26 protein-coding genes and 2 other annotated features are annotated in these 22,300 nt (G+C 33.9%); of the genes, 24 read left to right on the top strand and 2 right to left on the bottom strand.

The features are described 5' to 3' along the window. Positions 1 to 69 precede the first annotated feature (69 nt). From BN2667_RS06055 to rplT, 24 genes are all read left to right on the top strand, one after another. Positions 70 to 441, top strand: a complete 372-nt coding sequence (locus BN2667_RS06055; RefSeq protein ID WP_154865160.1) for a hypothetical protein — start codon at positions 70 to 72, stop codon at positions 439 to 441. A 57-nt stretch (positions 442 to 498) separates the two neighbouring features. Next, the gene (locus BN2667_RS06050) at positions 499 to 1,452 is read left to right on the top strand and encodes a hypothetical protein (protein ID WP_054252435.1); all 954 of its coding nucleotides are present in this window, start codon (positions 499 to 501) and stop codon (positions 1,450 to 1,452) included. Further along, positions 1,449 to 2,417 (top strand): hypothetical protein, encoded by a 969-nt coding sequence (locus BN2667_RS06045; protein WP_054252434.1) that lies wholly within the window; start codon positions 1,449 to 1,451, stop codon positions 2,415 to 2,417. The genes BN2667_RS06050 and BN2667_RS06045 overlap by 4 nt, the downstream gene beginning before the upstream one ends. A 9-nt stretch (positions 2,418 to 2,426) precedes the next feature. Beyond that, a complete protein-coding gene (locus BN2667_RS06040) occupies positions 2,427 to 3,059 on the top strand; it encodes an ATP-binding cassette domain-containing protein (RefSeq protein ID WP_054252433.1) in 633 nt (210 codons plus the stop codon). Between the two features lie 45 nt (positions 3,060 to 3,104). Beyond that, positions 3,105 to 3,296, top strand: a binding site (T-box leader). 58 nt (positions 3,297 to 3,354) lie between these two features. Next, positions 3,355 to 5,328: a methionine--tRNA ligase gene (metG, locus tag BN2667_RS06035; RefSeq protein ID WP_054252432.1), complete on the top strand. Its 1,974-nt coding sequence runs from the start codon at positions 3,355 to 3,357 to the stop codon at positions 5,326 to 5,328. After that, positions 5,328 to 6,107 carry a TatD family hydrolase gene (locus BN2667_RS06030; RefSeq protein ID WP_054252431.1) on the top strand — a complete coding sequence of 260 codons (780 nt, stop codon included), beginning with the start codon at positions 5,328 to 5,330 and terminating at the stop codon, positions 6,105 to 6,107. Before metG ends, BN2667_RS06030 begins: the two co-directional genes overlap by 1 nt. After that, complete coding sequence (rnmV, locus tag BN2667_RS06025) at positions 6,100 to 6,636, top strand: ribonuclease M5 (protein ID WP_054252430.1); 537 nt, start codon at positions 6,100 to 6,102, stop codon at positions 6,634 to 6,636. The genes BN2667_RS06030 and rnmV overlap by 8 nt, the downstream gene beginning before the upstream one ends. Then, positions 6,633 to 7,493, top strand: coding sequence for a 16S rRNA (adenine(1518)-N(6)/adenine(1519)-N(6))-dimethyltransferase RsmA (gene rsmA, locus BN2667_RS06020; RefSeq protein ID WP_054252429.1), 861 nt, complete (start codon positions 6,633 to 6,635; stop codon positions 7,491 to 7,493). Before rnmV ends, rsmA begins: the two co-directional genes overlap by 4 nt. Next, on the top strand, positions 7,486 to 7,773 hold the full coding sequence (locus tag BN2667_RS06015) for an ArsR/SmtB family transcription factor (RefSeq protein ID WP_054252428.1): 288 nt from the start codon (positions 7,486 to 7,488) through the stop codon (positions 7,771 to 7,773). The genes rsmA and BN2667_RS06015 overlap by 8 nt, the downstream gene beginning before the upstream one ends. Positions 7,774 to 7,887: 114 nt before the next feature. Next, positions 7,888 to 8,118, top strand: a complete 231-nt coding sequence (locus BN2667_RS06010; protein WP_054252427.1) for a glutaredoxin family protein — start codon at positions 7,888 to 7,890, stop codon at positions 8,116 to 8,118. A 121-nt stretch (positions 8,119 to 8,239) separates the two neighbouring features. Further along, a complete protein-coding gene (locus BN2667_RS06005; protein ID WP_054252426.1) occupies positions 8,240 to 9,484 on the top strand; it encodes an AI-2E family transporter in 1,245 nt (414 codons plus the stop codon). Continuing rightward, positions 9,481 to 12,108, top strand: coding sequence for an alanine--tRNA ligase (gene alaS, locus BN2667_RS06000; protein ID WP_054252425.1), 2,628 nt, complete (start codon positions 9,481 to 9,483; stop codon positions 12,106 to 12,108). The genes BN2667_RS06005 and alaS overlap by 4 nt, the downstream gene beginning before the upstream one ends. Positions 12,109 to 12,126: 18 nt before the next feature. Beyond that, positions 12,127 to 12,387: an IreB family regulatory phosphoprotein gene (locus BN2667_RS05995; RefSeq protein ID WP_054252424.1), complete on the top strand. Its 261-nt coding sequence runs from the start codon at positions 12,127 to 12,129 to the stop codon at positions 12,385 to 12,387. Positions 12,388 to 12,440: 53 nt separating this feature from the next. Further along, entirely contained in the window at positions 12,441 to 13,391 is a 951-nt protein-coding gene (locus BN2667_RS05990; RefSeq protein WP_054252423.1) for an aldo/keto reductase, read from the top strand. Next, positions 13,391 to 13,801 carry a Holliday junction resolvase RuvX gene (ruvX, locus tag BN2667_RS05985; protein WP_054252422.1) on the top strand — a complete coding sequence of 137 codons (411 nt, stop codon included), beginning with the start codon at positions 13,391 to 13,393 and terminating at the stop codon, positions 13,799 to 13,801. Before BN2667_RS05990 ends, ruvX begins: the two co-directional genes overlap by 1 nt. Positions 13,802 to 13,820: 19 nt before the next feature. Continuing rightward, positions 13,821 to 14,066: a DUF1292 domain-containing protein gene (locus BN2667_RS05980; RefSeq protein ID WP_054252421.1), complete on the top strand. Its 246-nt coding sequence runs from the start codon at positions 13,821 to 13,823 to the stop codon at positions 14,064 to 14,066. 10 nt (positions 14,067 to 14,076) lie between these two features. Further along, positions 14,077 to 14,511 carry a Fur family transcriptional regulator gene (locus tag BN2667_RS05975; protein ID WP_054252420.1) on the top strand — a complete coding sequence of 145 codons (435 nt, stop codon included), beginning with the start codon at positions 14,077 to 14,079 and terminating at the stop codon, positions 14,509 to 14,511. Positions 14,512 to 14,526: 15 nt separating this feature from the next. Continuing rightward, on the top strand, positions 14,527 to 16,194 hold the full coding sequence (locus tag BN2667_RS05970) for a ribonuclease J (RefSeq protein ID WP_054252419.1): 1,668 nt from the start codon (positions 14,527 to 14,529) through the stop codon (positions 16,192 to 16,194). Then, positions 16,194 to 16,841 (top strand): O-methyltransferase, encoded by a 648-nt coding sequence (locus BN2667_RS05965; RefSeq protein WP_054252418.1) that lies wholly within the window; start codon positions 16,194 to 16,196, stop codon positions 16,839 to 16,841. Before BN2667_RS05970 ends, BN2667_RS05965 begins: the two co-directional genes overlap by 1 nt. Then, complete coding sequence (locus tag BN2667_RS05960; RefSeq protein ID WP_054252417.1) at positions 16,838 to 18,073, top strand: peptidase U32 family protein; 1,236 nt, start codon at positions 16,838 to 16,840, stop codon at positions 18,071 to 18,073. The genes BN2667_RS05965 and BN2667_RS05960 overlap by 4 nt, the downstream gene beginning before the upstream one ends. A gap of 61 nt (positions 18,074 to 18,134) precedes the next feature. Then, complete coding sequence (locus BN2667_RS05955; RefSeq protein ID WP_054252416.1) at positions 18,135 to 19,085, top strand: TIM barrel protein; 951 nt, start codon at positions 18,135 to 18,137, stop codon at positions 19,083 to 19,085. Between the two features lie 68 nt (positions 19,086 to 19,153). Next, positions 19,154 to 19,274: a sequence feature (ribosomal protein L20 leader region), on the top strand. Positions 19,275 to 19,286: 12 nt separating this feature from the next. After that, positions 19,287 to 19,796 carry a translation initiation factor IF-3 gene (gene infC / locus BN2667_RS05950; protein ID WP_411913850.1) on the top strand — a complete coding sequence of 170 codons (510 nt, stop codon included), beginning with the start codon at positions 19,287 to 19,289 and terminating at the stop codon, positions 19,794 to 19,796. A gap of 14 nt (positions 19,797 to 19,810) precedes the next feature. Next, a complete protein-coding gene (gene rpmI / locus BN2667_RS05945) occupies positions 19,811 to 20,008 on the top strand; it encodes a 50S ribosomal protein L35 (RefSeq protein ID WP_054252415.1) in 198 nt (65 codons plus the stop codon). 12 nt (positions 20,009 to 20,020) lie between these two features. Continuing rightward, complete coding sequence (gene rplT, locus BN2667_RS05940) at positions 20,021 to 20,374, top strand: 50S ribosomal protein L20 (protein ID WP_054252414.1); 354 nt, start codon at positions 20,021 to 20,023, stop codon at positions 20,372 to 20,374. 178 nt (positions 20,375 to 20,552) lie between these two features. On the opposite strand, the gene hutG is transcribed toward rplT, so the two are convergent. Further along, positions 20,553 to 21,560, bottom strand: a complete 1,008-nt coding sequence (hutG, locus tag BN2667_RS05935; RefSeq protein ID WP_054252413.1) for a formimidoylglutamase — start codon at positions 21,558 to 21,560, stop codon at positions 20,553 to 20,555. A gap of 91 nt (positions 21,561 to 21,651) precedes the next feature. Beyond that, positions 21,652 to 22,299, bottom strand: coding sequence for a hypothetical protein (locus tag BN2667_RS05930; RefSeq protein ID WP_054252412.1), 648 nt, complete (start codon positions 22,297 to 22,299; stop codon positions 21,652 to 21,654). Between the last annotated feature and the right edge of the window lies 1 nt (position 22,300).

Raw genomic sequence — 22,300 nt, 5'->3', positions numbered from 1 at the left:
TAAGTTTGTGAGTTTATAGAGAGAATTATGAATTAAAAAAAATTTAACATTAGTTTAATTTTAGGAATTGTGATAACGTTTTCGATAGCTAGCATAGTTTTTGCTGGTTTTACCGAATTAGCATCAATGTCTGAGGATACTTATGTGGCTCATTACCATCCAGATGGACTTTCAGACGACTATTATGGATTTTTATCTATTAAAGGTTCAGATAGAGAACTAAGGTATGGAACTTATTACTATCCAAGACTTGTAAAAATTACTTGGAATCTAAGAGGAACTTATAAGTCAAATATACTTGAAAGTAAAAGCGAAACAGATACTCAAGTTTTAAAGAAAAGAGTGACATTTAAAGATCCATGGGATTTTGGAGAAGTAACTAGAGTTAGCGGAGATATTAATCTTGTTCCAGCAAAGGTAACACCTTATAGATTAAGATAGCAACAATTATAAAGTGATAATATGTAAAGCTTAGGATTTTAATTTAGGAGAGTATGTATGAACAATTTAAAAAACAAAAAAATAATTTTACTTTTGATCTGCCTTTTTATTTCTTTATCTCTTTCTTCTAATTACTTATATAGAAGAATACTTGATAATGCAAAAACCCCTTTTAATCTAAGCTATAAGTATAAGGAGTTTACAAATACTGAGACAAACTTTCCTACAAATAGTATTTATGATCAAATTGATGATTTAGATATAACTCTAATAACTACTTATAATGAAAAATCTTATGCAGGATTCTTTGATACTAGATATTTTTATAATTTTTATCTTAAGTATAGCAATGGAGAAGGTAGATATTTCTCAAAAGATGATTACAAAAACAGAAGTGATATAGCTTTTTCAAAAGAATGGGATGAAAATAACGATAATCTTTACAAAATTAAAGACAATTCACCTTTAGATTATAAGGGCCTTACTCGTTATAAAAATTTATTTGCCTTAGATTATTTTGGGAATATTGTTTATCTTGACTCTGAAGATTCTGAGTCAATGGAAAAAATTTCTCGATTACTTAAAGACAATGGTTATAAGGAAAAACACAAAATTGGAGACTTATACTTTCTAAAATTAGTTAATAACTTTTCAATAGAAAAAAGAGCCTGGCTTGTTTACTATATTGTCTTAATAATATATTTATTAGCTGGAATATCTGCTTACTTTTATAAAAAAAATAATCTAAAAATAATACAACTTTATTATCTTTCGTCTAATTCAAAAGAAAAAATTTTAAAAGAGCTAAAAAGAATTGACTTGATGGCTATATTTTATAGTGTCCTAATAGCTTTTCCAATTTTACTCTTAATTCACTTTAATTACCAAATAAAACTGAATTCTTTTATATTCACAACAATTGTTCATATTTTGTATTTTATGCTTATTTTTAACTTAGGCAATTCATATTTAATTAAAAATATTAACAAGGACATGGAGGCTATAAAATGATTAACTTCAAGTTTGTAATTAATTTTATCAGAAAGAATTTATTGTTTATAATAATAAGTACAGTAGGAATATTCCTCTTCTCTAATATATTTTTTAGGCTTGTAGACTCATTTGAATACGAAAGTAAAATTCTAAATATAAGTATAAATAATAAATACAATAGAAAAGACGTTGAGACAATAATTCTGTCTAATGAAAAGCCTAAAGTAGATAATATAGAAGATTTTATAGCCTTATATGATGAAAATTTATATGGCTTAGGTGAAATTGCCTTTGATAAGTACATTTTATTAGGAGATAAGAGTATTTTTTTTGAGGAGGATAGTAAAGAAGACATTATTTTAGGTCTCAATAATTATAAGTTAGGAGAGGAAAAAGTTTCTATTAACAATAAGGATTATAAAATAATTAGAAGTAAGGATGAAAGCTTAATAGGCTTGTACAAAAAGTTAGATTTAGATGAAAACAGAGGTATAGTATTTGTAAATTCTTCTAATTACCAAAACTTTATAGAAAAAGAAGACTCAGAACTTATTGAGAAAATAATTAATCATTCTTTAATATTTGGGAACGATAGAAGTAAAATAGATGAGTTAAATGAATTTTTTGGAGAGAAAGATATTTTCTTTAGAGCAGCAGAATCTAGTCCAAATTTTATTTTGCTGTATATGATGCCTTTAATGTTAGCAAATTTTATAGCCATGCTTACTAGTTTAGAACTAATTTTAAAAAACAATTTGATTGAAATGAATAGATATATAAGCATTTATAAGATTTATGGCCTTAATAAGAAAACTATAGTATTAACGATATTTATTATGTTAGCTCTAATTTCTAGCTCTGTATTATTATTAGGGAAGAAACTAAATTGTCTAAACTTTTTCTTTGTTTTACCTCTACTGGCTACAAATATATATTTAATAATATCATTGTTATACTACAAAAAGAAAAATAGTTTAAAATAGGAACGAATTATGGAAATCTTACTTAAAAATATTAACAAATCATTTAAAGACAGAAATGTTTTGAAAGACCTTAATTTAAAAATAGAAGAAGGTGAAAAATTATTACTTACAGGACCATCTGGAATTGGTAAGACGACTTTATTAAAAATATTAGCTTTAATAGATAGAGATTTTACTGGTGAATATTATATTGATAAAAAGGATATAAGCACTTATAAAGAAAAGGATATAGAAGAAATCAAGAGAAATATTTCCTATATGTTTCAAGAGTATGCCTTAATAGAAGATGAAAGTGTATATGAAAACGTGCTAATCCCTTTATATTTTTCTAAAAGCAAGGATAAAGAATCTCAGATAAAAAAGATTTTAAAGATTGTCCAATTAGATGAATATATAAACGACAAAGTTTCTATCCTATCTGGTGGTCAAAGACAAAGGGTGGCTTTGGCTAGAAGTTTAGCTGTAGAAAAAGATATTATAATTCTAGATGAGCCTATTAACTCCCTAGATATAGATCTAGCTAAGTCTATATTAGATTGGCTAATGGAAAATTATAAGAATAGTACAATAATTATAACAGGTCATGATATAGATTTTTATAAAGCCTATAACTTTAGAATTGTAAATCTTAATAATTTTTAGTCAGAGCTTTTATCTTTACAAAGTAGAATTTTTATAATATACTTTGATAAAGATTAGATGGAAAGAGTAGACGAAAAATTTACTTATAGAGAGCTGACGACTGGTGGAAGTCAGTAGAAATTTTCCTTGAAGATGACTCCATTTTCGCGACAATGCCGTTTTACTTGCGTTAAAAGTTAAAGCTGATCTATTTTTATAGATAATTAGAGTGGAACCGCGGATAACTTCGTCTCTTTGTTGTGACGGAGTTTTTTTATTGTTAAGTAGAAAAAATTATAATATAAAGGAGACTTTAATGAATAAGAAGAGTTTGTATGTTACGACACCAATTTATTATCCTAATGACAACTTACACATAGGTCACACCTATTGCACAATTGCAGTAGATACCTATAAGAAATTTAAGACCTATCAAGGCTACGATGTATTTTTTACAACTGGAACAGATGAACATGGACAAAAGCTAGAAGACAAGGCTGGAGAAAATGGCTACGACAATCCATTAGATTATATTGATCCAATTGTAGCTTCTGCTAAAGACCTATGGAAAAGTTTAGATATTCACTACGACGCCTTTGTTAGATCAACTGACAAGGCCCATGAAAAAAATGTCCAAGACATCTTCCAAAAACTCTATGACAAGGGAGATATCTATAAGGGAGAATACGAAGGCTACTACTGCACTCCTTGCGAATCATTTTGGACTGAAACCCAAGTTGGCGAAGACCACATCTGTCCAGACTGTGGCAGGGAAGTAAGTCTTGCAAAAGAAGAAACTTATTTCTTTAGACTTTCTAAGTACAGGGAAAGACTTCTTCAATACTACAAGGACAACCCTAACTTTATTATGCCAAAGTCTAGGGAACACGAAATGGTAAATAACTTTTTAAAAGACGGCTTAGACGACTTATCAGTAACTAGGTCAAGTTTTTCCTGGGGAGTAAAGGTTCCCTTTGATCCAAAACACGTTGTCTATGTTTGGATCGACGCCCTTTCTTGTTATTTAACAGCTATAGGCTATGGCACTGACGAAGAAAAGTTTAATAGACTTTGGCCAGCATCAACCCACTTTGTTGGCAAGGAAATTGTAAGATTCCACACAATAATTTGGCCAGCCCTACTTATGGCCTTGGACCTAGAACTTCCTAAACAAGTTTTTGGCCACGGCTGGATTTTATTTGACAACGAAAAAATGTCTAAGTCTAAGAAAAATATTTTCTATCCAGAGCCAATTGTAGAAGCCTACGGAGTTGACTCCCTAAAATATTTCTTACTTCGCGAATTTACCTTTGGCCAAGATGGGTCTTTCACTAGGGAAAAGTTTTTAAACAGACTTAATTCTGACCTAGCCAACGACTTAGGAAATTTACTTTCTAGAACTGTATCCATGGTAGAAAAATATTCTGATGGCATAATTAATGAACCAGGAGCCTATGAAGCAGTTGATGAGGACTTAAAAAATGTTGCCACATCAATTTTAGACAAGGTCAACGAAAAAATGGAAGTCTATGATTTTTCTGGATCCTTAGAAGACATTTGGTCCCTAATTAGAAGGACTAACAAATATGTAGATGAAACAGAACCTTGGGTTGTAGCCAAAGATGAAAACAAGGAAAGGATTAACACAATTCTTTACAACCTTTGCGAGTCTCTTAGAATAATTTCAAACTTACTCTATCCACTATTAACTGAAACATCTTTAAAAATTAGAGACCAACTTGGTCTAAACGATTTACCAAAAATTGAAGATGCCAATGTTTGGGGCTTAACAAAGGCTGGAACAAAAGTTAAAAAATCTGAAATTATCTTCCCAAGACTTAATGTAAAAGTTGAAATGGAGGAAATGGTAAAGAGAAATGATGCCTTAATTAAAGAAAGAGAAGAAGAAAAAAAGGCACCAGGTTTTAAAGGGGAAGCAGAAGGTCTCGAAGACGACAAAAAGGCAGAAATAACCCTAGAAGACTTTGACAAGTTAGACATTAGAATGGGAACAGTTAAAAAATGTATAGATCATCCAAATGCTGACAGACTTTATGTCCTAACAGTTGATATTGGATCTAAAGACATAACTATAGTTACTAACTTAAAGTCTAAATATTCAATAGAAGAGATGGAAGGCAGGAAACTTTTTGTCCTTTACAATCTAAAGCCTCACAACTTTAGAGGCATTGACTCAGAGGGCATGTTACTTGCAGCTGAAGATGAAGATGGCAACTTAGACCTTCTAACTGTAAAAAAAGAACTTAGAAATGGAGCCAAGGTAGAATAATGATAGATGCACACGGCCACTTAGAAGACAGAGCCTTTGATACAGATAGAGATGAGATTTTAGGAAATTTAAAGGATTATGGAATAGATTATTTTTTCAACTGCGGGTCTAACATTCAAACATCTAAGACCTCAGTTGACTTTGCAAAAAAATACGACAATGTCTACGCCATAGTTGGCATCCATCCACTTGACGCAGATGAATATTCAGAAGATTCTTTAAAAATTATAAGAGATCTTTCAAAAAATGAAAAAGTCGTCGCCATTGGAGAAATTGGCCTAGACAACCACTATGACGACAGCCCAAGTCCAGAGGTTCAAGAAGAAGCCTTCTTAGGTCAACTTGACTTGGCTGTTGAATTAAAAATGCCAGTTGTCATTCACGCTAGGGAAGCTGACCAAAAGGTCTTTGATATTTTAAAGTCCTATAAGGACAAGCACGAAGACTTTGTCGCTCTTCTCCACTGTTTTTCTGGTTCAGTTGAACTAATGAGAGAGTATATGAAACTAGGTTTTTATATTAGCCTTGGTGGAGTGACAACCTTTAAAAATGCCAAAAAGCCAAAAGAAGTTGCAATAGAAGTTCCTCTTGATAGATTATTACTTGAAACTGACTGTCCTTATATGACGCCAGTTCCCTTTAGAGGCAAGAGAAATGAACCAAAGTATGTTCTTCATACGGCAAAAAATATAGCAAGTCTTAGAGGCATAAGTTTAGAAGAATTGGAAAAACAAACTGATGCAAATACTTTGAGATTTTATAGGTTATCAAATGATTAAAGAAGTTATTGTAGTTGAAGGCAGAGATGACGAGCAAATTGTAAAAAAAGCCTTAGACGCTGACGTCATCCAAACCCACGGCTATGCCTATGGCAAGGTCTTAATTGAAAAACTAAAGGTCCTAGAAAGGACTAGGGGAATAATTATTTTCACTGACCCAGACTATGTTGGCAAAAAAATTCGCAAGGACCTAGGAGAAAAAATTCCCAACGCCAAGCATGCCTTTTTGCCAAGGGGCAAAGCCATTAAGGGAGATGACATTGGTGTAGAAAACGCCAGCGCTGATGATGTTCGAAAGGCCATAGCAAAAGCTAAACCTCAAGTAAAGGACTTTGAGCCAACCTTTAAAAAAGAAGACCTAATAAAATACGGTCTAACAGGTAAGAAAAATTCAAAAGTCCTTAGAGAAAAATTGGCAGCGAAATTAAACATAGACTATGGCAATGGCAAGCAGTTTTTAAATATTTTAAACTCCTTTCAAATAAGCAGGGAAGATTTAGAAAGGGCCTTGGAGGAAATAAAGCTATGAAGCTAACATCAGCTAGAGAATTAAAAAACCTTTTAGACCAATATGGATTTTCCTTTAGCAAGTCTTTAGGACAAAATTTTTTAATTGACCAAAATATAGTAGATAAAATTGTAGACCAAGGACAAATCCAAGGAGAAAATATTTTGGAAATTGGCCCAGGTATTGGGACCTTAACATATTCAATGGCTCAGAAGGCAAAAAAAGTTTTGGCCATAGAAGTAGACGAAAGTCTAAGAGAAATTTTAGCCTACACACTGGGAGAGTTTTCCAATGTCAAGGTCCACTTTGCAGATGTTTTAAAGACAAATATAGAAGAAGTAACTAGGGAATATTTTGGCGACGAGCCCTTTAAAGTTGTGGCAAATCTACCTTATTATATTACTAGCCCAATTTTAATTTATCTTTTAAAGTCTCAGGCCAACATTTCTGAAATTATTGTAATGATGCAAAAGGAAGTTGCTCAGAGAATTGTTGCAGACAAGACCAAAAAAGAGTACGGATCAATTTCTGTTTTTATTTCCTACTTTGGACCTGCTGGGATACTAATGAATGTACCGAAGACTGTTTTTATGCCCCAGCCTAAGGTAGACTCTGCAGTTGTAAAAATAAAAATAGCTAGGGAAGACAGGCCTCTAACAATTGAAGACTTAGAAAGAGTTTTGCGGGCAGCCTTTGGCCAAAGGAGAAAGACTATTTTAAATTCTCTATCCAAGGGCCTAGACTTAGAAAAATCTTTTGTTGAAGGAGTGCTAAAAGACCTTGACCTGCCTACAACTTATAGGGCAGAAAATCTTTCCCTAGATGATTACTTGTTATTGGGAGAAAAATTATTAGACCATGGAGGTAAAAATGTTTGACCAAGAAGTTCTATTTAAATTAGCAGAAATTTTCAAATGCCTAAGTGACCCAACTAGGCTAAAGATTATTAAGTCTCTCTTAGAAGAAGAAAAAAATGTATCGACAATTTGCAAGGAAATTGAAATGGAACAATCAGCTACCTCCCACCAACTAAAAAAACTTAAGGACCTAAAGTTAGTTAAGGCTAAAAAGATCGGGAGAGAAGTTTATTATAGTCTAGACGACGACCACGTTGTTGAACTTTTAACTGCTGGTATAGACCACGTTTGTCATGATTAAAAAACCTTTATCTAGAAAAAATTTTATGACCTTTAGTGATTTTGTTTAAGCTTTTTTTAATCGGGTAAATTTAAATTAGTAAAGAGAAAATTTATTTTAGAAAAGGAGTTAATTATGAAAAACGTAATTGTATATACTAGTTCAACTTGTCCTTATTGCACACTTGCAAAAGATTATTTAACAGAAAAAGGTGTTGAGTACGAAGAAAGAAATATTTCAACATCAAGAGAAGCAAGAGAAGAACTTATGGCTAAGGGCCATACAGGAGTTCCTGTAATTGTTATTGACAACGACGAAATTGTTGGCTTTGACAAGGCAAAAATCGACACACTATTAGACAAATAGTTTTTTAAATCTTAGGAGTCTTTAAGGCTCCTATTTTTTATTGTGATTAAAAGTTAAATTTTATATCTATAAGATAGATTTTTACCTTTATTTATCATATAATAAATAGTGGAGGAATTTTATGAACGAACTAATAAAAGCTGGAAATTTTTCGGTCTTTGCTAGTACAATAACCTGGCTAGTAGGTATAGGTTTTATTTTGCTGGCAGGATATTATCTAATTAATATTGGCAACAGATATATTGAAAGATCAAAAAAAATAAAAATAAATACTGTTTTATTAAAAAGAATTTTAAGAGACCTTTTAATACTATTAATTGCCCTTGTAATAATGAGAAAAAATCCAATAATAGGAAAGGTATTAACTGCTGCAATTATATCGGCGATTTTAGCCTATATATTAAACCCCCTAGTCAACAAGTTAGAAAAAAAGGGAGTTAAAAGAGGTTGGGGAGTGGCAATTGTCTACTTATCAATTCTTTTGCTTTTAATTATTTTATCAGTAGTAGTTGTACCACAAATCACTAAGGAAGTTGCAAACCTAGTTACTGACCTTCCTAAGTATGCAGACTATTTGGCTAAAAAGTTTTCGACTATTGCTGAGATGACACCAGGCTATGAAGACTCAGAAGCCTACAAGACTGTTATGGATTCAATTAACAAGTCTTATAGAAAAATTATAAACTCTTTAATGGACTGGATTAGCAATTCTGCTTCGTCAATTACTACCATGGTTTCACATTCTGTACAAAACCTAATTTCGGTTTTATTTTCTATAGCCATGATTTTAATTATGACCTACTACTTCCTAGTAGACAAAAAGAGATATGTTGCTAAGACTAAAAATTTAATTCCAGAAGTCTATAAAGATGACCTAAGATATTTAAGTGAACGTATAAATAAAATTTTAAGTGAATTTATTAGAGGTAGAATTATCCTGGCAGTTTTTGTCGGTGCCTTTACTGCTGTTTTACTTTTAATTTTAAGAATAGACTTTGCCATTGTAATAGGTATTATTACTTGTATAGCAGATATTATTCCATACATTGGACCTCTACTTGGTTTTATTCCAGCGTTTTTATTTGCTGTAATCCAATCACCAATAAAGGGACTTATTGTAGCTATATTCTATTTAGTAATCCAATGGGCTGAAAACAATGTACTGGCTCCAAAGATTATTGGAAACTCAATGGGCCTAAATCCACTATTTATTTTCTTAGCCATAATTATTGGCGGGGGAATGTTTGGTGTTTGGGGAATGGTTGTGTCTGTTCCACTAGCAGCAATTGGCTTAGTATTAATTGAATTTTTTAGAGATAAACTTAAGGCGAAAAAACAAGAAAAGGATGAAAGTATAAAGAAATGAGAAAGTTAGGACTGCACGAAGTTAGAAAAGAGTTTTTAGATTTTTTTGCAAGTAAGGGTCATCTAGTTCATGACTCTTATTCACTTGTTCCAGTAAATGATAAGTCACTATTACTTATAGGAGCAGGAATGGCTCCACTTAAAAAATATTTTACAGGAGAACTAGTTCCACCAAAAACTAGAATGTCCACCTGCCAAAAATGTATGAGAACAGGAGATTTAGAAAATGTTGGAGTAACAGCCCGTCACGCAACATTTTTTGAAATGCTAGGAAACTTTTCCTTTGGAGATTATTTTAAAAGAGAAGCCATCCACTGGGCCTGGGAATTTTTAACTGAAAGATTAGAAATAGAAAAAGACCTTCTTTGGGTTACTGTTTATTTAGATGACGACGAGGCCTTTGATATTTGGGAAAAGGAAATTGGCCTACCTAAAGAGAGAATTATTAGACTAGGCAAGGAAGACAACTTCTGGGAATTAGAAGTTGGACCATCTGGACCTTGTTCTGAAATCTATATAGACAGGGGACCTGAATACGGCGACGATACTAAACCAGGTGGAGAAGGAGACAGGTTTTTAGAAGTTTGGAACCTTGTATTTACCCAATTTGATAAAGACGAAAACGGCAACTACAATCCTCTAGCTCATCCAAACATTGATACAGGTATGGGACTAGAAAGAATTACTGCTGTCCTTGAAGGAGCAGACAATATTTTTGAAATTGCAGCTATCCAAGATATTATAAAAGAAATTGAAAAAATTTCTGCCTACAAGTATGGAACTGACGAAGAAAAAGATATGTCAGTTAGAGTAATTACAGACCACATTAGGGCTATGACCTTTTTAGCTTCAGACATGGTTATACCATCAAACGAAGGTAGGGGCTATGTTATGAGAAGAATTATTAGAAGGGCGGCTAGACATGGAAAACTTCTAGGCATTGACGATCTTTTCCTAACAGACCTAGCTCAACTTGTAATTGATTCTTGGTCAGTTTCTTATAGAGAACTAAAAGAAAAAGAAGACAAGATTCTTTCTGTAATAAAAACTGAAGAAGAAAAATTTGCAGAAACCTTAGACAAGGGCATAGAAATTCTAGCTTCTTATATAGATGATTTAAAAAAATCAAAAAAGACTACCCTAGCTGGAGCTGACGCCTTTAAACTATACGACACCTACGGCTTTCCACTTGACCTTACTAAAGAAATTTTAGTAGAAAAAAATATTTCCGTTGACGAAGAAGGCTTTAAAGCCGAAATGGAAAAACAAAGACAAATGGCAAGGTCTGCCTCTCACGCTGGAGAAAATGTTGGTTGGTCAGCCCAAAGTTCAGACTTAAAAATCCAAGGAGACGAAACTAAGTTTTCTGGCTACGACTCTACTAAGGGAGCAGGAAAGATTTTAAAAATCTTAAAAGACAAAAACGAAGTTGAAACTTTGGACCAAGGAGACCAAGGAGCCTTAATTTTAGATTCTTCATCTTTCTATCCAGAAGGCGGAGGACAAGTTGGCGACACAGGACAAATCCTTGGAGACGACTTTGTCTTTGAAGTAGAAGACACTAAAAAGACCAAGGACGGAATAATTATCCACCTAGGCCACTTAGAAAGTGGATCTTTAAAAGTAAATGACCAAGTTTCAACTTGTGTCAACCAGGCTAGAAGAAGGGCTATTGCTAGAAATCACTCAGCAACCCACTTATTAAATGCAGCACTAAAAAAAGTTTTAGGCGACCATGTTAACCAAGCTGGATCAGAAGTAACTGACCACTCCTTTAGATTTGACTTCTCTCACTACGAAGCAGTTTCAAAGGACAAGTTAAATGAAATTGAAGACTTGGTAAATAAATATATATACGAAGAAATTCATTCTGACATCTACGAAAAACCTATTAGCCAAGCCTATGAAGAAGGGGCTGTAGGAATTTTTGAAGACAAGTACAAGGACCAAGTTAGAATTGTTTCCTTCCCTAATGTTTCCAAAGAACTTTGTGGAGGAACTCACGTAGAAAAAACTTCTGACATTGGAATTTTTAAAATTTTATCTGAAGCAGGAATTGCATCAGGTGTTAGGAGGATTGAAGCAACAACTGGTGAAAATGTCTACAAGCTTTTGAAAAATCTTGAAGGCAGAGAAGAAATTTTAATTGACACCCTAAAGGCCAATAAGGGCAACTTATTAGAAAAGGCCCAAGCCCTAGTTGAAGAAAATAAAAATATTTCTAAGGACTTAGAAAATTTAAAGAAAGAAAATGCCAGGGCGGGAATTGACGACCTATTAAAGACCTACAAAGAAGTTTCAGAAATAAAAGTTTTATCAGCTAGAATAGATGGCCAAGATGTTAACAGCCTAAGAGAACTAGCAGATGAACTTAGAGACAAGCTAGGCTCAGCTGTTGTTGTTTTAGGAACAGCAAGCGAAGGCAAGGTAAATTTTGTAGCAACTGTTTCTAAGGATTTAATTGATAAGGGACTTAATGCAGGTAAGATTGTAAAAGAAGTTGCAGCAATAACCAAAGGTGGCGGAGGTGGTAGGCCAGATATGGCTACAGCAGGAGGAAAAGATCCTGAAAAACTTGACGAAGCCTTGGATTTTGTGTACCATATAGTTGAGAATTTATTGTAAAGAAAAGAGAGTGAGCAAATGACTAACAAAGATATGTTCGAAACTCAAAAATTTTCAAAACTTAATGATTTACTATCAGTTAAGACTATTTTAAAAGAGGTTTACAAGGCCTTAGAAGAAAAAGGCTATGAACCCTATGATCAAATTATTGGCTATATCCTTTCAGGAGATCCAACTTATATAACATCTTATAATAACGCTAGAAATTTAATTCGCGAAGTTGAAAGAGAAAATCTGTTGGAAGAACTTTTGAAAGAATATTTGAATGAAGATAATTAAGAGGTTTAGGTAGTCATTTTCCTTGAGAATTTGACTACCTAATTTTTTGCTTTATGGAATATAGAAAATTAGGAAATACAAACATAGAAGTATCTAGACTTTGTCTAGGCTCTTTGACTATGACTAAGTCTCAAGGAAACTTATCTAAAGACCAGGCAGGTAGACTTATATCCTTTGCCTACGACCAAGGTGTAAATTTTATAGATACAGCAGAACTCTATGACAATTACGATTTAATTAGCCAGGCCTTTTCTCATGTCAAAAGAGAAAATTTAATTATAACATCAAAGACCTATGCTTATTCAAAAGAGGGAGCAAGAGAGTCAGTAAATAAATATTTAAAAGAGTTAAAGACAGACTATGCTGATATATTTTTGCTCCACGAACAAGAAAGCGAACACACCCTAAGAGGTCACTACGAAGCTTTGGAAGAGCTGTGGAAATTAAAAGAAAAAGGGTATATAAAAGCTATAGGAATATCGACCCACAAAATTAGAGCAGTTAAGGCTGCCAGAGACTTTAAAGAAATAGATGTAATCCATCCTATGACTAATATGGAAGGTCTAGGAATTTTAGATGGAACTATTGAAGAAATGTTAAAAGAAATTCACCTAGCCAAGGAAGCTGGCATAGGAATTTATGCTATGAAAGTTTTAGGCGGAGGCCATCTTAGGTCCAGAAGTGAAGATGCAATTAAGTGGGCAGTAGACCAAGAAGATTTTGATTCTATAGCCTTAGGCATGCAAAGTCAAGATGAAGTTCTTGCCAATGTTAAGCTTATTAATAGACAAGACCTTCCTAAAGATCTTAAAGAGAGATTGTCAAAGAGAAATAGGACTATAGATGTAGAAGAATATTGTGTAGGCTGCGGCAGATGCAGAGCAAAATGTAAGGCTGGAGCAATTGAAATTGTAAATGGCCAGGCAGTAATTAATAGGGACAAGTGTATTTTGTGTAGCTATTGTGCCTCTGTCTGCCCAGATTTCTATATAAAGGTATATTAATGGAAAGATATTTAGGACTAGACGTTGGGGAGAGGACTATTGGACTTGCAGTTAGCGATCCTCTAGGCCTAACAGCCCAGGGTCTAACGACAATAATGAGAACAAGTAATAAAGAAGACTATGAAAAAGTAAAAGAGTATATTGATAAGTACAATATAAAAACTCTAGTAGTGGGTCTTCCTTATAATATGAACGGGACCCAAGGCCCATCAGCAGAAAGAGCAAAGAAGTTTGCTGAAAAACTAAAAAACAAATACCAGTTGGAAATAATTTACCAAGATGAGCGTATGACAACTATGAGTGCCGAAAGAGTTCTTATAGAAGCTGGTATGAGGAGAGAAAAGAGAAAGGCTCATATAGATAAAATAGCAGCAGTTTTTATTTTACAGGCCTTTTTAGACTCTAAGTAATAATAGGAAGGATGCTAATATGGAAAAATTAGCCTTTGAAGATGACCAAGGAAGATTTGTAGACTTTATTGTTAAAGCCAAATTTAAAATAGGTTATTCTAAGTATATAGCAATTTTGCCAGTTGAAGAAATTCAATCACCAACCTATATTTTAAAAGTAGAAATGGACGACAATGGAAATGAAATTTTTGTAGGCATAGATGACGAAGAACTAAAAGAAGTTAGTCAGGCTTACGAACAAGCAAAAAACCAAAACATACAATGAGGTGGATGCCATGAATAGAATAGATAAGGCTTATAAAATTTTAGCCGACCAAGCTTATAAGACAACAGAGCCAAGAAGGGTTCTAATTGAATTTTTAGACGATGATAAAAATAAGCACCTATCTTGTGATGAAATTTATGACAGAATATCTAAAGACCATCCCAATATGGGCATAGCAACTATTTATAGAAATATGCAGCTCTTTGAAGAGTTGGGAATAGTTACAAAACTTACTCTTGACGACGGCATAAGTAGGTATGAACTTGCCAACCTAGAAGAAGATGTTCACCAACACCATCATCTTGTATGTTTAAATTGCAATAAATTAATAGAAGTAAAAGAGGATTTATTAGGAGCACTAGAAGTAGAAATTGAACAGGAACACGACTTTAAAATTGTGGACCACGATCTTAAATTCTACGGCTATTGTTCTAAATGCAAATAAACACAAGGAGATAGAATGAAGAACAATAACAAAGTGAAATTAATACCCCTAGGAGGTATGAACGAAATAGGGAAAAATATGTTTGTAGTCGAATATAGAGACGACATTATTATAATCGACTGCGGCATAACCTTCCCTGAAGAATCAATGCTGGGTATAGACGTAGTAATCCCAGACTTTTCTTACTTAAAAGAAAACAAGAAAAAGATTAGAGGAATGGTTTTAACCCATGGTCACGAAGACCATATTGGAGCCATTCCCTACTTTATTAAAGAAGTAGGAAATATAGACATCTATGGTAGAGACCTAACCCTAGGACTTTTGAAAAACAAATTACAAGAACACAGACTATCAGATACGAAGATTCACAGGGTTGATGCAGGAGATGTAATTAAGCTTGGAAAAATGGAAGTTGAATTTATCCAAACTACCCACTCAATTCCCCAAGCTTGTGCCATAGCAATAAAGACACCTCAAGGAAACATTATCCACACAGGTGATTTTAAAGTAGACTTTACGCCAATTGACGGTGGCTCAATAGACTTAAACAGATTAGCCCAATATGGGGAAGAAGGAGTCGAACTTTTAATATCTGACTCAACTAACGCCCACAGGTCGGGCTACACAATGAGTGAAAGAGTTGTTGGAAAAACTCTTAACAACTTATTTTCCAAGTACTCAAATAAGAGAATAATTGTTGCAACCTTTGCATCAAATGTTCACAGGGTCCAACAAATTATTGCTGCAGCTGAAAACCAAGACAGGAAGGTAGCCCTTTCTGGCAGATCAATGTCAACTACAGTAAAAACAGCCCAAGAACTTGGCCTCTTAAAAGTAAAAAAAGATACTCTAATAGATATAAACGAAATTCACAAATACGACGACAACAAAGTTTGTCTAATTACAACTGGATCACAAGGTGAACCATTTTCAGCCTTAACTAGGATTTCAAATGGCGACCATAAAAAGATCCAAGTTACAAAAAATGACGTAGTAATCCTATCTGCATCATCAATCCCAGGAAATGAACTTGCCATAGGAGGAGTTATTAACAACCTAATGTCAAGGGGAACTGAAGTAGTTCACGAAGCCCTTTCAGAAATTCACGTTTCAGGCCATGCCTGTGAAGAAGAATTAAAACTAATGATGAGCCTAACTAAGCCTAAGTATATTCTTCCTTTCCACGGAGAAATGATGCAAATGAAGGCCCACGAAAAAATAGCTCAAAAAATGGGCATAGCAGATAAAAATATTTTAATGATAGAAAACGGCGATGTTTTAGAACTTGACTACAAGGGCATTGATGTTTCTTCATCAGTCCAAGCTGGAGCAGTTTTAGTAGACGGCCTAGGTATTGGAGACGTAGGAAACATTGTCTTAAGAGATAGAAAGTGGCTTTCTGAAGACGGCCTAATAATTGTAGTAGTAACCCTATCTAAAAAGACTAAAAAAGTTCTTGCAGGTCCAGATATTATTTCTAGAGGTTTTGTCTATGTTAGAGAATCAGGAGACCTAATGGACGAAGCCAGAGAAGTAGTTACAAAGACCCTAGAAAGATTAGAAAGAGAAGGAAACTCTGACTGGAATTATTTAAAGACAGAAATAAAAGACGACCTTAAAAACTATATCTCTAGGGAAATAAAGAGAAAACCAATGATATTGCCAATAATAATGGAAGTATAATGAACGAACTAAATTACGATTATGTAGAAAATTTTTTATATGAAAATATTAAGAGGAAAAGTGATTTTTTAGAGTCTCTGGAAAAAGAGGCTTTGGAAAATCACGTTCCTATTATAAGCCCAGATGTTGGCCAGTTTTTAAAATTTTTAATAGCCTCTAAGAAACCGAAGAAGATTTTAGAAATTGGAACTGCAGTTGGCTACTCAGGCCTTTTAATGTTAAGTGGATCTGAGCAAATAGAAAAATTTGTTACCATAGAATTAAATGAGACTACAGCAAATATTGCCAAAGAAAACTTTAAAAAGGCAGGAGAAGATTCTAGGGTCCAAGTCATTATTGGAGACGGCCTAGAGCAAATAAAAAAACTTGACGAAGACTTTGACCTTGTCTTTATAGACGCAGCCAAGGCCCACTACCAAGAATATTTTAACGAAATAAAAAGACTTATTAAGCCTGGCAGCTTAATAGTTTGTGACAATGTCTTATATAAGGCCATGGTAACAACAGATGATTTACTAGTAAGAAGAAAAAAGACCATAGTAAAAAGGCTAAGGGCCTTTATAGATGAAGTTATTAACTTAGAAGACTTTGAATCTTCTTTAATTCCCATGGGAGATGGTCTATTAGTAGCAGTGAGGATAAAATGAAAAAGATCGAATTATTAGCACCAGCAGGTGATTTAGAAAAATTAAAAATGGCTCTTACCTACGGGGCAGATGCCATTTATTTAGGTGGGGAAGCCTTTGGCCTTAGAAAAAGGGCGAAAAACTTTTCCCTTGACCAAATAGAAGAAGGAGTAGCCTACGCTCATGAAAGAGGCGCCAAGGTCTATGTAACCTTAAACATAATTCCCCACAATGACGACATGGATGGGGTAGAAGACTATATTAAAGCCTTAGATAAAATTGGTGTAGATGCAGTTTTAGTTGCAGACCCAGGTATGTTTATGAAGGTAAAAACCCATGCCCCAAATATGGAAATTCACATTTCAACCCAGGCCAATGTAACTAACTTAGAAACGGCTTTATTTTGGTATGCTCAAGGAGCTAGGAGAATTGTCTTAGCCAGAGAATTGTCTTTAGAAGAAATTAAAAAAATTACAGCAAACATTCCAGACGACATGACCATAGAAACCTTTGTCCATGGAGCTATGTGTATGTCATATTCAGGCAGGTGTTTGATTTCCAACTACATGATCGGAAGAGATGCCAACCGTGGCGACTGCGCCCAACCTTGTAGGTATAAGTACAATCTTGTAGAAGAAACAAGACCAGGAGAATACTTCCCAGTTTTCGAAGACGAAGAGGGAACTTTTATTATGAACTCCAAAGACCTTTGTATGATTCAAAATTTAGAAGACCTAATAGATGCAGGAATTGATTCTCTAAAAATCGAAGGCAGGATGAAAACTGTCTATTATTTGGCGACAGTTATTAGGTCATATAGAATGGCCCTTGATGAATATTACAAGGACCCATCGACCTATAAGTTCAACAAAAAATATTTAGAGGAGATAAAAAAAGTTTCTCACAGAGACTTTACAACAGGTTTTTATTACGGAGAGGCAAAATCAGACGCCCAAGTCTATACAACTAACTCCTATATAAGAGGCTATGACTTTACAGGCCTAGTCTTAGACTATGACGAGGAGACAAAGATCGCCACAGTTGAACAGAGAAATAGAATGTTTTTAGGAGATGAAATTGAAGTCTTTGGACCAAACAGAGATTTCTTTAGCCAAAAAATTTCTTATATGACAGATGAAAAGGGAGAGGATCTTGAAGTAGCCCCTCATCCTCAACAAATTTTAAAAATAAAAATGGACCAAGACGTTTCTAAGGACTTTATAATAAGAAAGGCCTTTGACGAAGAAGAATAAGTATTAATGCAAGTTCAAAGGGGACTTGCATTTTTAAAGAAAAAGTTTAAGGAGTGCTTAGGTGAAAATACTTTTAAGCTATGTAGAATGGAAGAGAGAAAAATTTGAATATCAGTCAATGGATGAATTTAGAAAGACCTTAAAAGGTCTAGGCCTAGACGGCATTGAATTAGTATCTTGCTGGGAAGATAATTTTATTGCAAGAGACTTAATCCATGGAGTCCACCTGCCATTTTTTACATCCTGGATGGACTATTATTTAAAAAAGGAAGACAGGGTAATAGAAGAATTTGGATCAATGGATATAGCCAGAGAACTTTTTTTAAACAAGCCAGAAGAAATTTACAAATATTATCTTCAGGCCCTTGCTTATGCAAATTCTCTTGGCTCCTATTCGGTCTTTCACATGGCCAACTGTAACAGCCTAGAATACCTGGGCCAAAATCATTTCTATTCAGACAAGGACGTCATTGACGCAGGAGCAGACCTAGTAAATAAGTTAATAAAAGAGGCGAATATAAAATCGCCACTTTTATTTGAAAACCTCTATGTGCCAGGTCTAAAGTTTACAAACTTAAGTCTAACAAAAAGACTCCTTGAAAAAGTTTCTTATGACAACATTGGCTTTGTCTTAGACACAGGGCATTTAATGTGCACCAATGAAAATATTGAAACAGAAGGTGAGGCCTGGGAATATGTTGACCAAATAATTGAATACAACAGGGAAATTCTTCCATTTATAAAAGTTGTCCACTTGCATGGGTCCCAGTCAGGAAAATTAATAAAAGCCTACAAGGAAAATCCTCCTCAAATGACAGGAGATTTTTACGAAAATCTAAAAGACTATTACAAGTATGTAAATAAAATCGACACTCATTCCCTTGTAAGATCAAAAAAAGCAAGAGATCTTATTGAAAAAATAAATCCAGATTATTTGGTCTTAGAATTTTCTTATAGAGACAGAAAAGACATGGAAGAAAAAACAAAAAGGCAACTTGAAATATTTAAATAGGAAATTAGTGAAAAATTATTTTAAATATTATTTGACAAAGCTAGGAAAGTATGGTTTAATATTAAAGGTAAGACAAGTAGAAGTACCGCTTCTCACCTCGTGGCTGGCGCCTATAGGTTACAATTTATTATTATAAGATAGTAATTTTTTGTGCGGGTACTTTTATGGTATCCGCATTTATTTATTTCCGGGGGTGTAAACATAAAGGAATTAAAAATTAATCAGGAAATCAGGGATAAGGAAGTTAGGCTAATAGGAGCCGACGGAGAACAATTAGGAATTATCCCAAACGCAAGGGCACAAGAACTTGCACAAGAAGCTGGACTAGACCTAGTATGCGTTTCTCCAAATGCAAAACCAGCTGTTTGTAAGATTTTAGACTATGGCAAGTACAGATATGAACAAATGAAAAAAGCCAAAGAAGCTAAAAAGGCTCAAAGAGTTATCAATGTTAAAGAAGTTAGGATGACTCCAAACATTGAAGAGCACGACCTAAATGTAAAAGCCAAACAAGCAGAAAAGTTTTTAGGAAATGGAGACAAAGTAAAAGTATCTGTTAGATTTAGAGGCAGAGAGCTAGGCCACACAGACCAAGGGAAAGTAGTATTAGATGATTTCCTAGAAATCCTTGGGGATAAGGCAGTAGTTGACAAAAAAGCAAAAATGGAAGGCAGAAATATGACAATGTATTTAATGCCTAATGACAAATAATAGGAGGAAGAAAAATGGGTAAAATGAAAACTCATAGAGGTTCTGCTAAAAGATTCAAAAGAACTGGTAGCGGAAAACTAGCTAGAATGCAAATGGGAGTAACTCACATGACTGGAAAGATGTCTCCTAAAAGAAAAAGAAAACTAAGAAAACAAACACTTGTTAGCAAAGGCGATTTAAAGAGAATCGACCACATGTTACCAAGAAAGTAGGAGGCGAAAGAAATGGCAAGAGTAAAAAGAGCAGTAAACGCAAAGAAAAAACACAAAAAAATATTAAAACAAGCTAAAGGTTACTTTGGAGCAAAATCCAAATTATTTAAAACTGCCAACCAAGCAGTAATGAAGTCACTAAACTATGCATATATAGGAAGAAAACAAAGAAAAAGAGACTTTAGAAAACTTTGGATCCAAAGAATTAACGCTGCAGCTAGAATTAACGGTCTAAGCTATTCAAGATTCATTAACGGCTTAAAGAAAGCTGGAGTTGAAATCAACAGAAAAATGCTTGCTGAAATAGCTATTCACGACGACCAAGCTTTTGCAAAGTTAGTAGACCTAGCAAAAGAAAATTTATAATAAAAAACAAAACCTCAAGATCAAAAATGATTTTGAGGTTTTTTGTATTTTATGTTTTTGGGGACATTCCTTCAGGTGTGTCCCCATTTTCTATTGACCTGTGAGTGGTAGGGGATAGTCCTTGATTGTTAGGGGACATTCCTTCAGGTGTGTCCCCGGTTAATTTTAAAAATCAATCCTACCTATGAACCCTAGCTGCAAGCTTAGTAACAACAGTAAAAATTACAACAGCAGCAACAGAGGCAGTAGTATTATCCTGGTCAAACCTTGGAGAGACTTCGCAAATATCAAAAGAAATAGTCTTGCCAGAGTTTAGAACATACTTAATTAACTTGACAACCAGCTCTGGATTTAGACCAAAAGGTTGGGGAGCAGAAACTCCAGGAGCATTTGATGAATTAAAAACATCAGAACAAACTGTCATATAGACATGGTCCATGTCAATTAAAAAATCATCTAGCCTGTCAAAAACAGGATACAAGTCTCCATTTGCAATTTCTCTAGCTAGGACATACTGGGTCTTTGTCTCATCAGCATACTTAAAAAGAGAAACAGTGTTAGAAGACTTTTGGATGCCCATAACCATATAATTATAGGTCAAATCATTTTCTAAATTAAGGTCGTGGATTTGCCTAAACATAGTTCCAGAAGAAGGTCCTTGGTCCTTGTAAGGTCTGTTGTCAAAGTGGGCATCAAAATTTACTATAGCAATGTTAGGTTTGTCCTCTCTCTTGTTTAAATAAGAAAAGACGCCTTTGTAATGGCCAAAGGTAGTTTCGTGGCCTCCACCTAAGACAATAGGAAAGTAATTTAATTCTAAAAGCCTTTCAACACAAGAAGCTAAAATTCCTTGGGCCTCATCTAAGGACAGACCATCAGCAGAAACATTGCCAGCATCAAAAAGCCCCAGGTCCTTAGAAAAGTTACAAGGTTTGTTGGCTAGCTCGTGGCGAATAGCCTCAGGTCCCATAGCAGCTCCTAGTCTGCCCTTGTTCTTTTTTATTCCCAAGTCAGACTCAAAACCAATAAAACAAAAGGCCAACTTGCCGTCAAAGGTCTTTAAATTTTCGTCATTTAAGTCTAAAGGTTTTACAACTTGATGCCAGCGAAAAGAATCGTAGTCAGATTCTGAATCAACCCTGCCTTCCCAAAATTTCATATTTTGAACTTTATAATTTTTAATCATAATATCACCCAAAGATATTATAGCACAAAAGAAGGCCTTTAAACTTTAGGCCAAAGAAAAAAGAGACAAGGTCTGCCTCTTTTTATAAATTTTATTTAGCTCTTTCAATTTGTATTTCACTGTCGTATAGGCTCAAGTAGTCTGATGAAAAACTTTCTACAAATAAATAATAGACTCCAGTACTTTCAATTTGGTATTCAAAGTTGTCACTGATATTTTTAAATATATCTGAATAAATTATATCATCGTCTTTGATTAAGCCTACTAGTAAACTTTGTTCTTCAATTATTTCAGAAGGATATTTTTCAAATTGAAAAGTTATTGTATCTCCCTTATTGAGATCAAAGCCACTGTCTTTTTCAAGGGTAAAGACAAGGGGACTATTTGGGGTCAAAATAAGGCCAGGTACTTGAAACTTATTTTTATCGCCACTAACTTCAACTTTAACTAATTTTTTATTTTCTAAAATATTTTTATCTTCATAGGCTTCTTCTGTTGCTTGTTCATTAATACCATCAGGGGATTTACTTATATTACTTTCATCAATTTCAAGAAAAATACTCTTGCCTATATATTTTTTATTGTCTGCTGAAATAACTTGAGATTGGTCCAAAGACGGTTTAGGAGACCCAACAAAATCGTTTTTAAATTCATTTTTGCTTGCTAGGTTGTTAGAACAAGCAGTTAAACAAAGTGCAATTAACAATATTGAAAATAAAAGTTTTAATTTATTATTCATT

Source organism: Neofamilia massiliensis, from assembly GCF_001299475.1.
Taxonomy (GTDB): domain Bacteria; phylum Bacillota; class Clostridia; order Tissierellales; family Peptoniphilaceae; genus Neofamilia; species Neofamilia massiliensis.
This window is presented reverse-complemented; position numbering and strand designations above follow the sequence as displayed.

Coding starts and splice junctions, on each gene's coding strand:
- BN2667_RS05960 (WP_054252417.1), top strand. CDS start 16,838: ATGAAAAAGATCGAATTATTAGCACCAGCAGGTGATTTAGAAAAATTA.
- rplT (WP_054252414.1), top strand. CDS start 20,021: ATGGCAAGAGTAAAAAGAGCAGTAAACGCAAAGAAAAAACACAAAAAA.
- BN2667_RS06015 (WP_054252428.1), top strand. CDS start 7,486: ATGTTTGACCAAGAAGTTCTATTTAAATTAGCAGAAATTTTCAAATGC.
- metG (WP_054252432.1), top strand. CDS start 3,355: ATGAATAAGAAGAGTTTGTATGTTACGACACCAATTTATTATCCTAAT.
- BN2667_RS06040 (WP_054252433.1), top strand. CDS start 2,427: ATGGAAATCTTACTTAAAAATATTAACAAATCATTTAAAGACAGAAAT.
- BN2667_RS05990 (WP_054252423.1), top strand. CDS start 12,441: ATGGAATATAGAAAATTAGGAAATACAAACATAGAAGTATCTAGACTT.
- ruvX (WP_054252422.1), top strand. CDS start 13,391: ATGGAAAGATATTTAGGACTAGACGTTGGGGAGAGGACTATTGGACTT.
- BN2667_RS05970 (WP_054252419.1), top strand. CDS start 14,527: ATGAAGAACAATAACAAAGTGAAATTAATACCCCTAGGAGGTATGAAC.
- hutG (WP_054252413.1), bottom strand. CDS start 21,560: ATGATTAAAAATTATAAAGTTCAAAATATGAAATTTTGGGAAGGCAGG.
- BN2667_RS05995 (WP_054252424.1), top strand. CDS start 12,127: ATGACTAACAAAGATATGTTCGAAACTCAAAAATTTTCAAAACTTAAT.
- alaS (WP_054252425.1), top strand. CDS start 9,481: ATGAGAAAGTTAGGACTGCACGAAGTTAGAAAAGAGTTTTTAGATTTT.
- BN2667_RS05930 (WP_054252412.1), bottom strand. CDS start 22,299: ATGAATAATAAATTAAAACTTTTATTTTCAATATTGTTAATTGCACTT.
- BN2667_RS06050 (WP_054252435.1), top strand. CDS start 499: ATGAACAATTTAAAAAACAAAAAAATAATTTTACTTTTGATCTGCCTT.
- BN2667_RS05965 (WP_054252418.1), top strand. CDS start 16,194: ATGAACGAACTAAATTACGATTATGTAGAAAATTTTTTATATGAAAAT.
- BN2667_RS06045 (WP_054252434.1), top strand. CDS start 1,449: ATGATTAACTTCAAGTTTGTAATTAATTTTATCAGAAAGAATTTATTG.
- BN2667_RS06010 (WP_054252427.1), top strand. CDS start 7,888: ATGAAAAACGTAATTGTATATACTAGTTCAACTTGTCCTTATTGCACA.
- BN2667_RS06005 (WP_054252426.1), top strand. CDS start 8,240: ATGAACGAACTAATAAAAGCTGGAAATTTTTCGGTCTTTGCTAGTACA.
- rpmI (WP_054252415.1), top strand. CDS start 19,811: ATGGGTAAAATGAAAACTCATAGAGGTTCTGCTAAAAGATTCAAAAGA.
- BN2667_RS05980 (WP_054252421.1), top strand. CDS start 13,821: ATGGAAAAATTAGCCTTTGAAGATGACCAAGGAAGATTTGTAGACTTT.
- rnmV (WP_054252430.1), top strand. CDS start 6,100: ATGATTAAAGAAGTTATTGTAGTTGAAGGCAGAGATGACGAGCAAATT.
- BN2667_RS05975 (WP_054252420.1), top strand. CDS start 14,077: ATGAATAGAATAGATAAGGCTTATAAAATTTTAGCCGACCAAGCTTAT.
- BN2667_RS06030 (WP_054252431.1), top strand. CDS start 5,328: ATGATAGATGCACACGGCCACTTAGAAGACAGAGCCTTTGATACAGAT.
- rsmA (WP_054252429.1), top strand. CDS start 6,633: ATGAAGCTAACATCAGCTAGAGAATTAAAAAACCTTTTAGACCAATAT.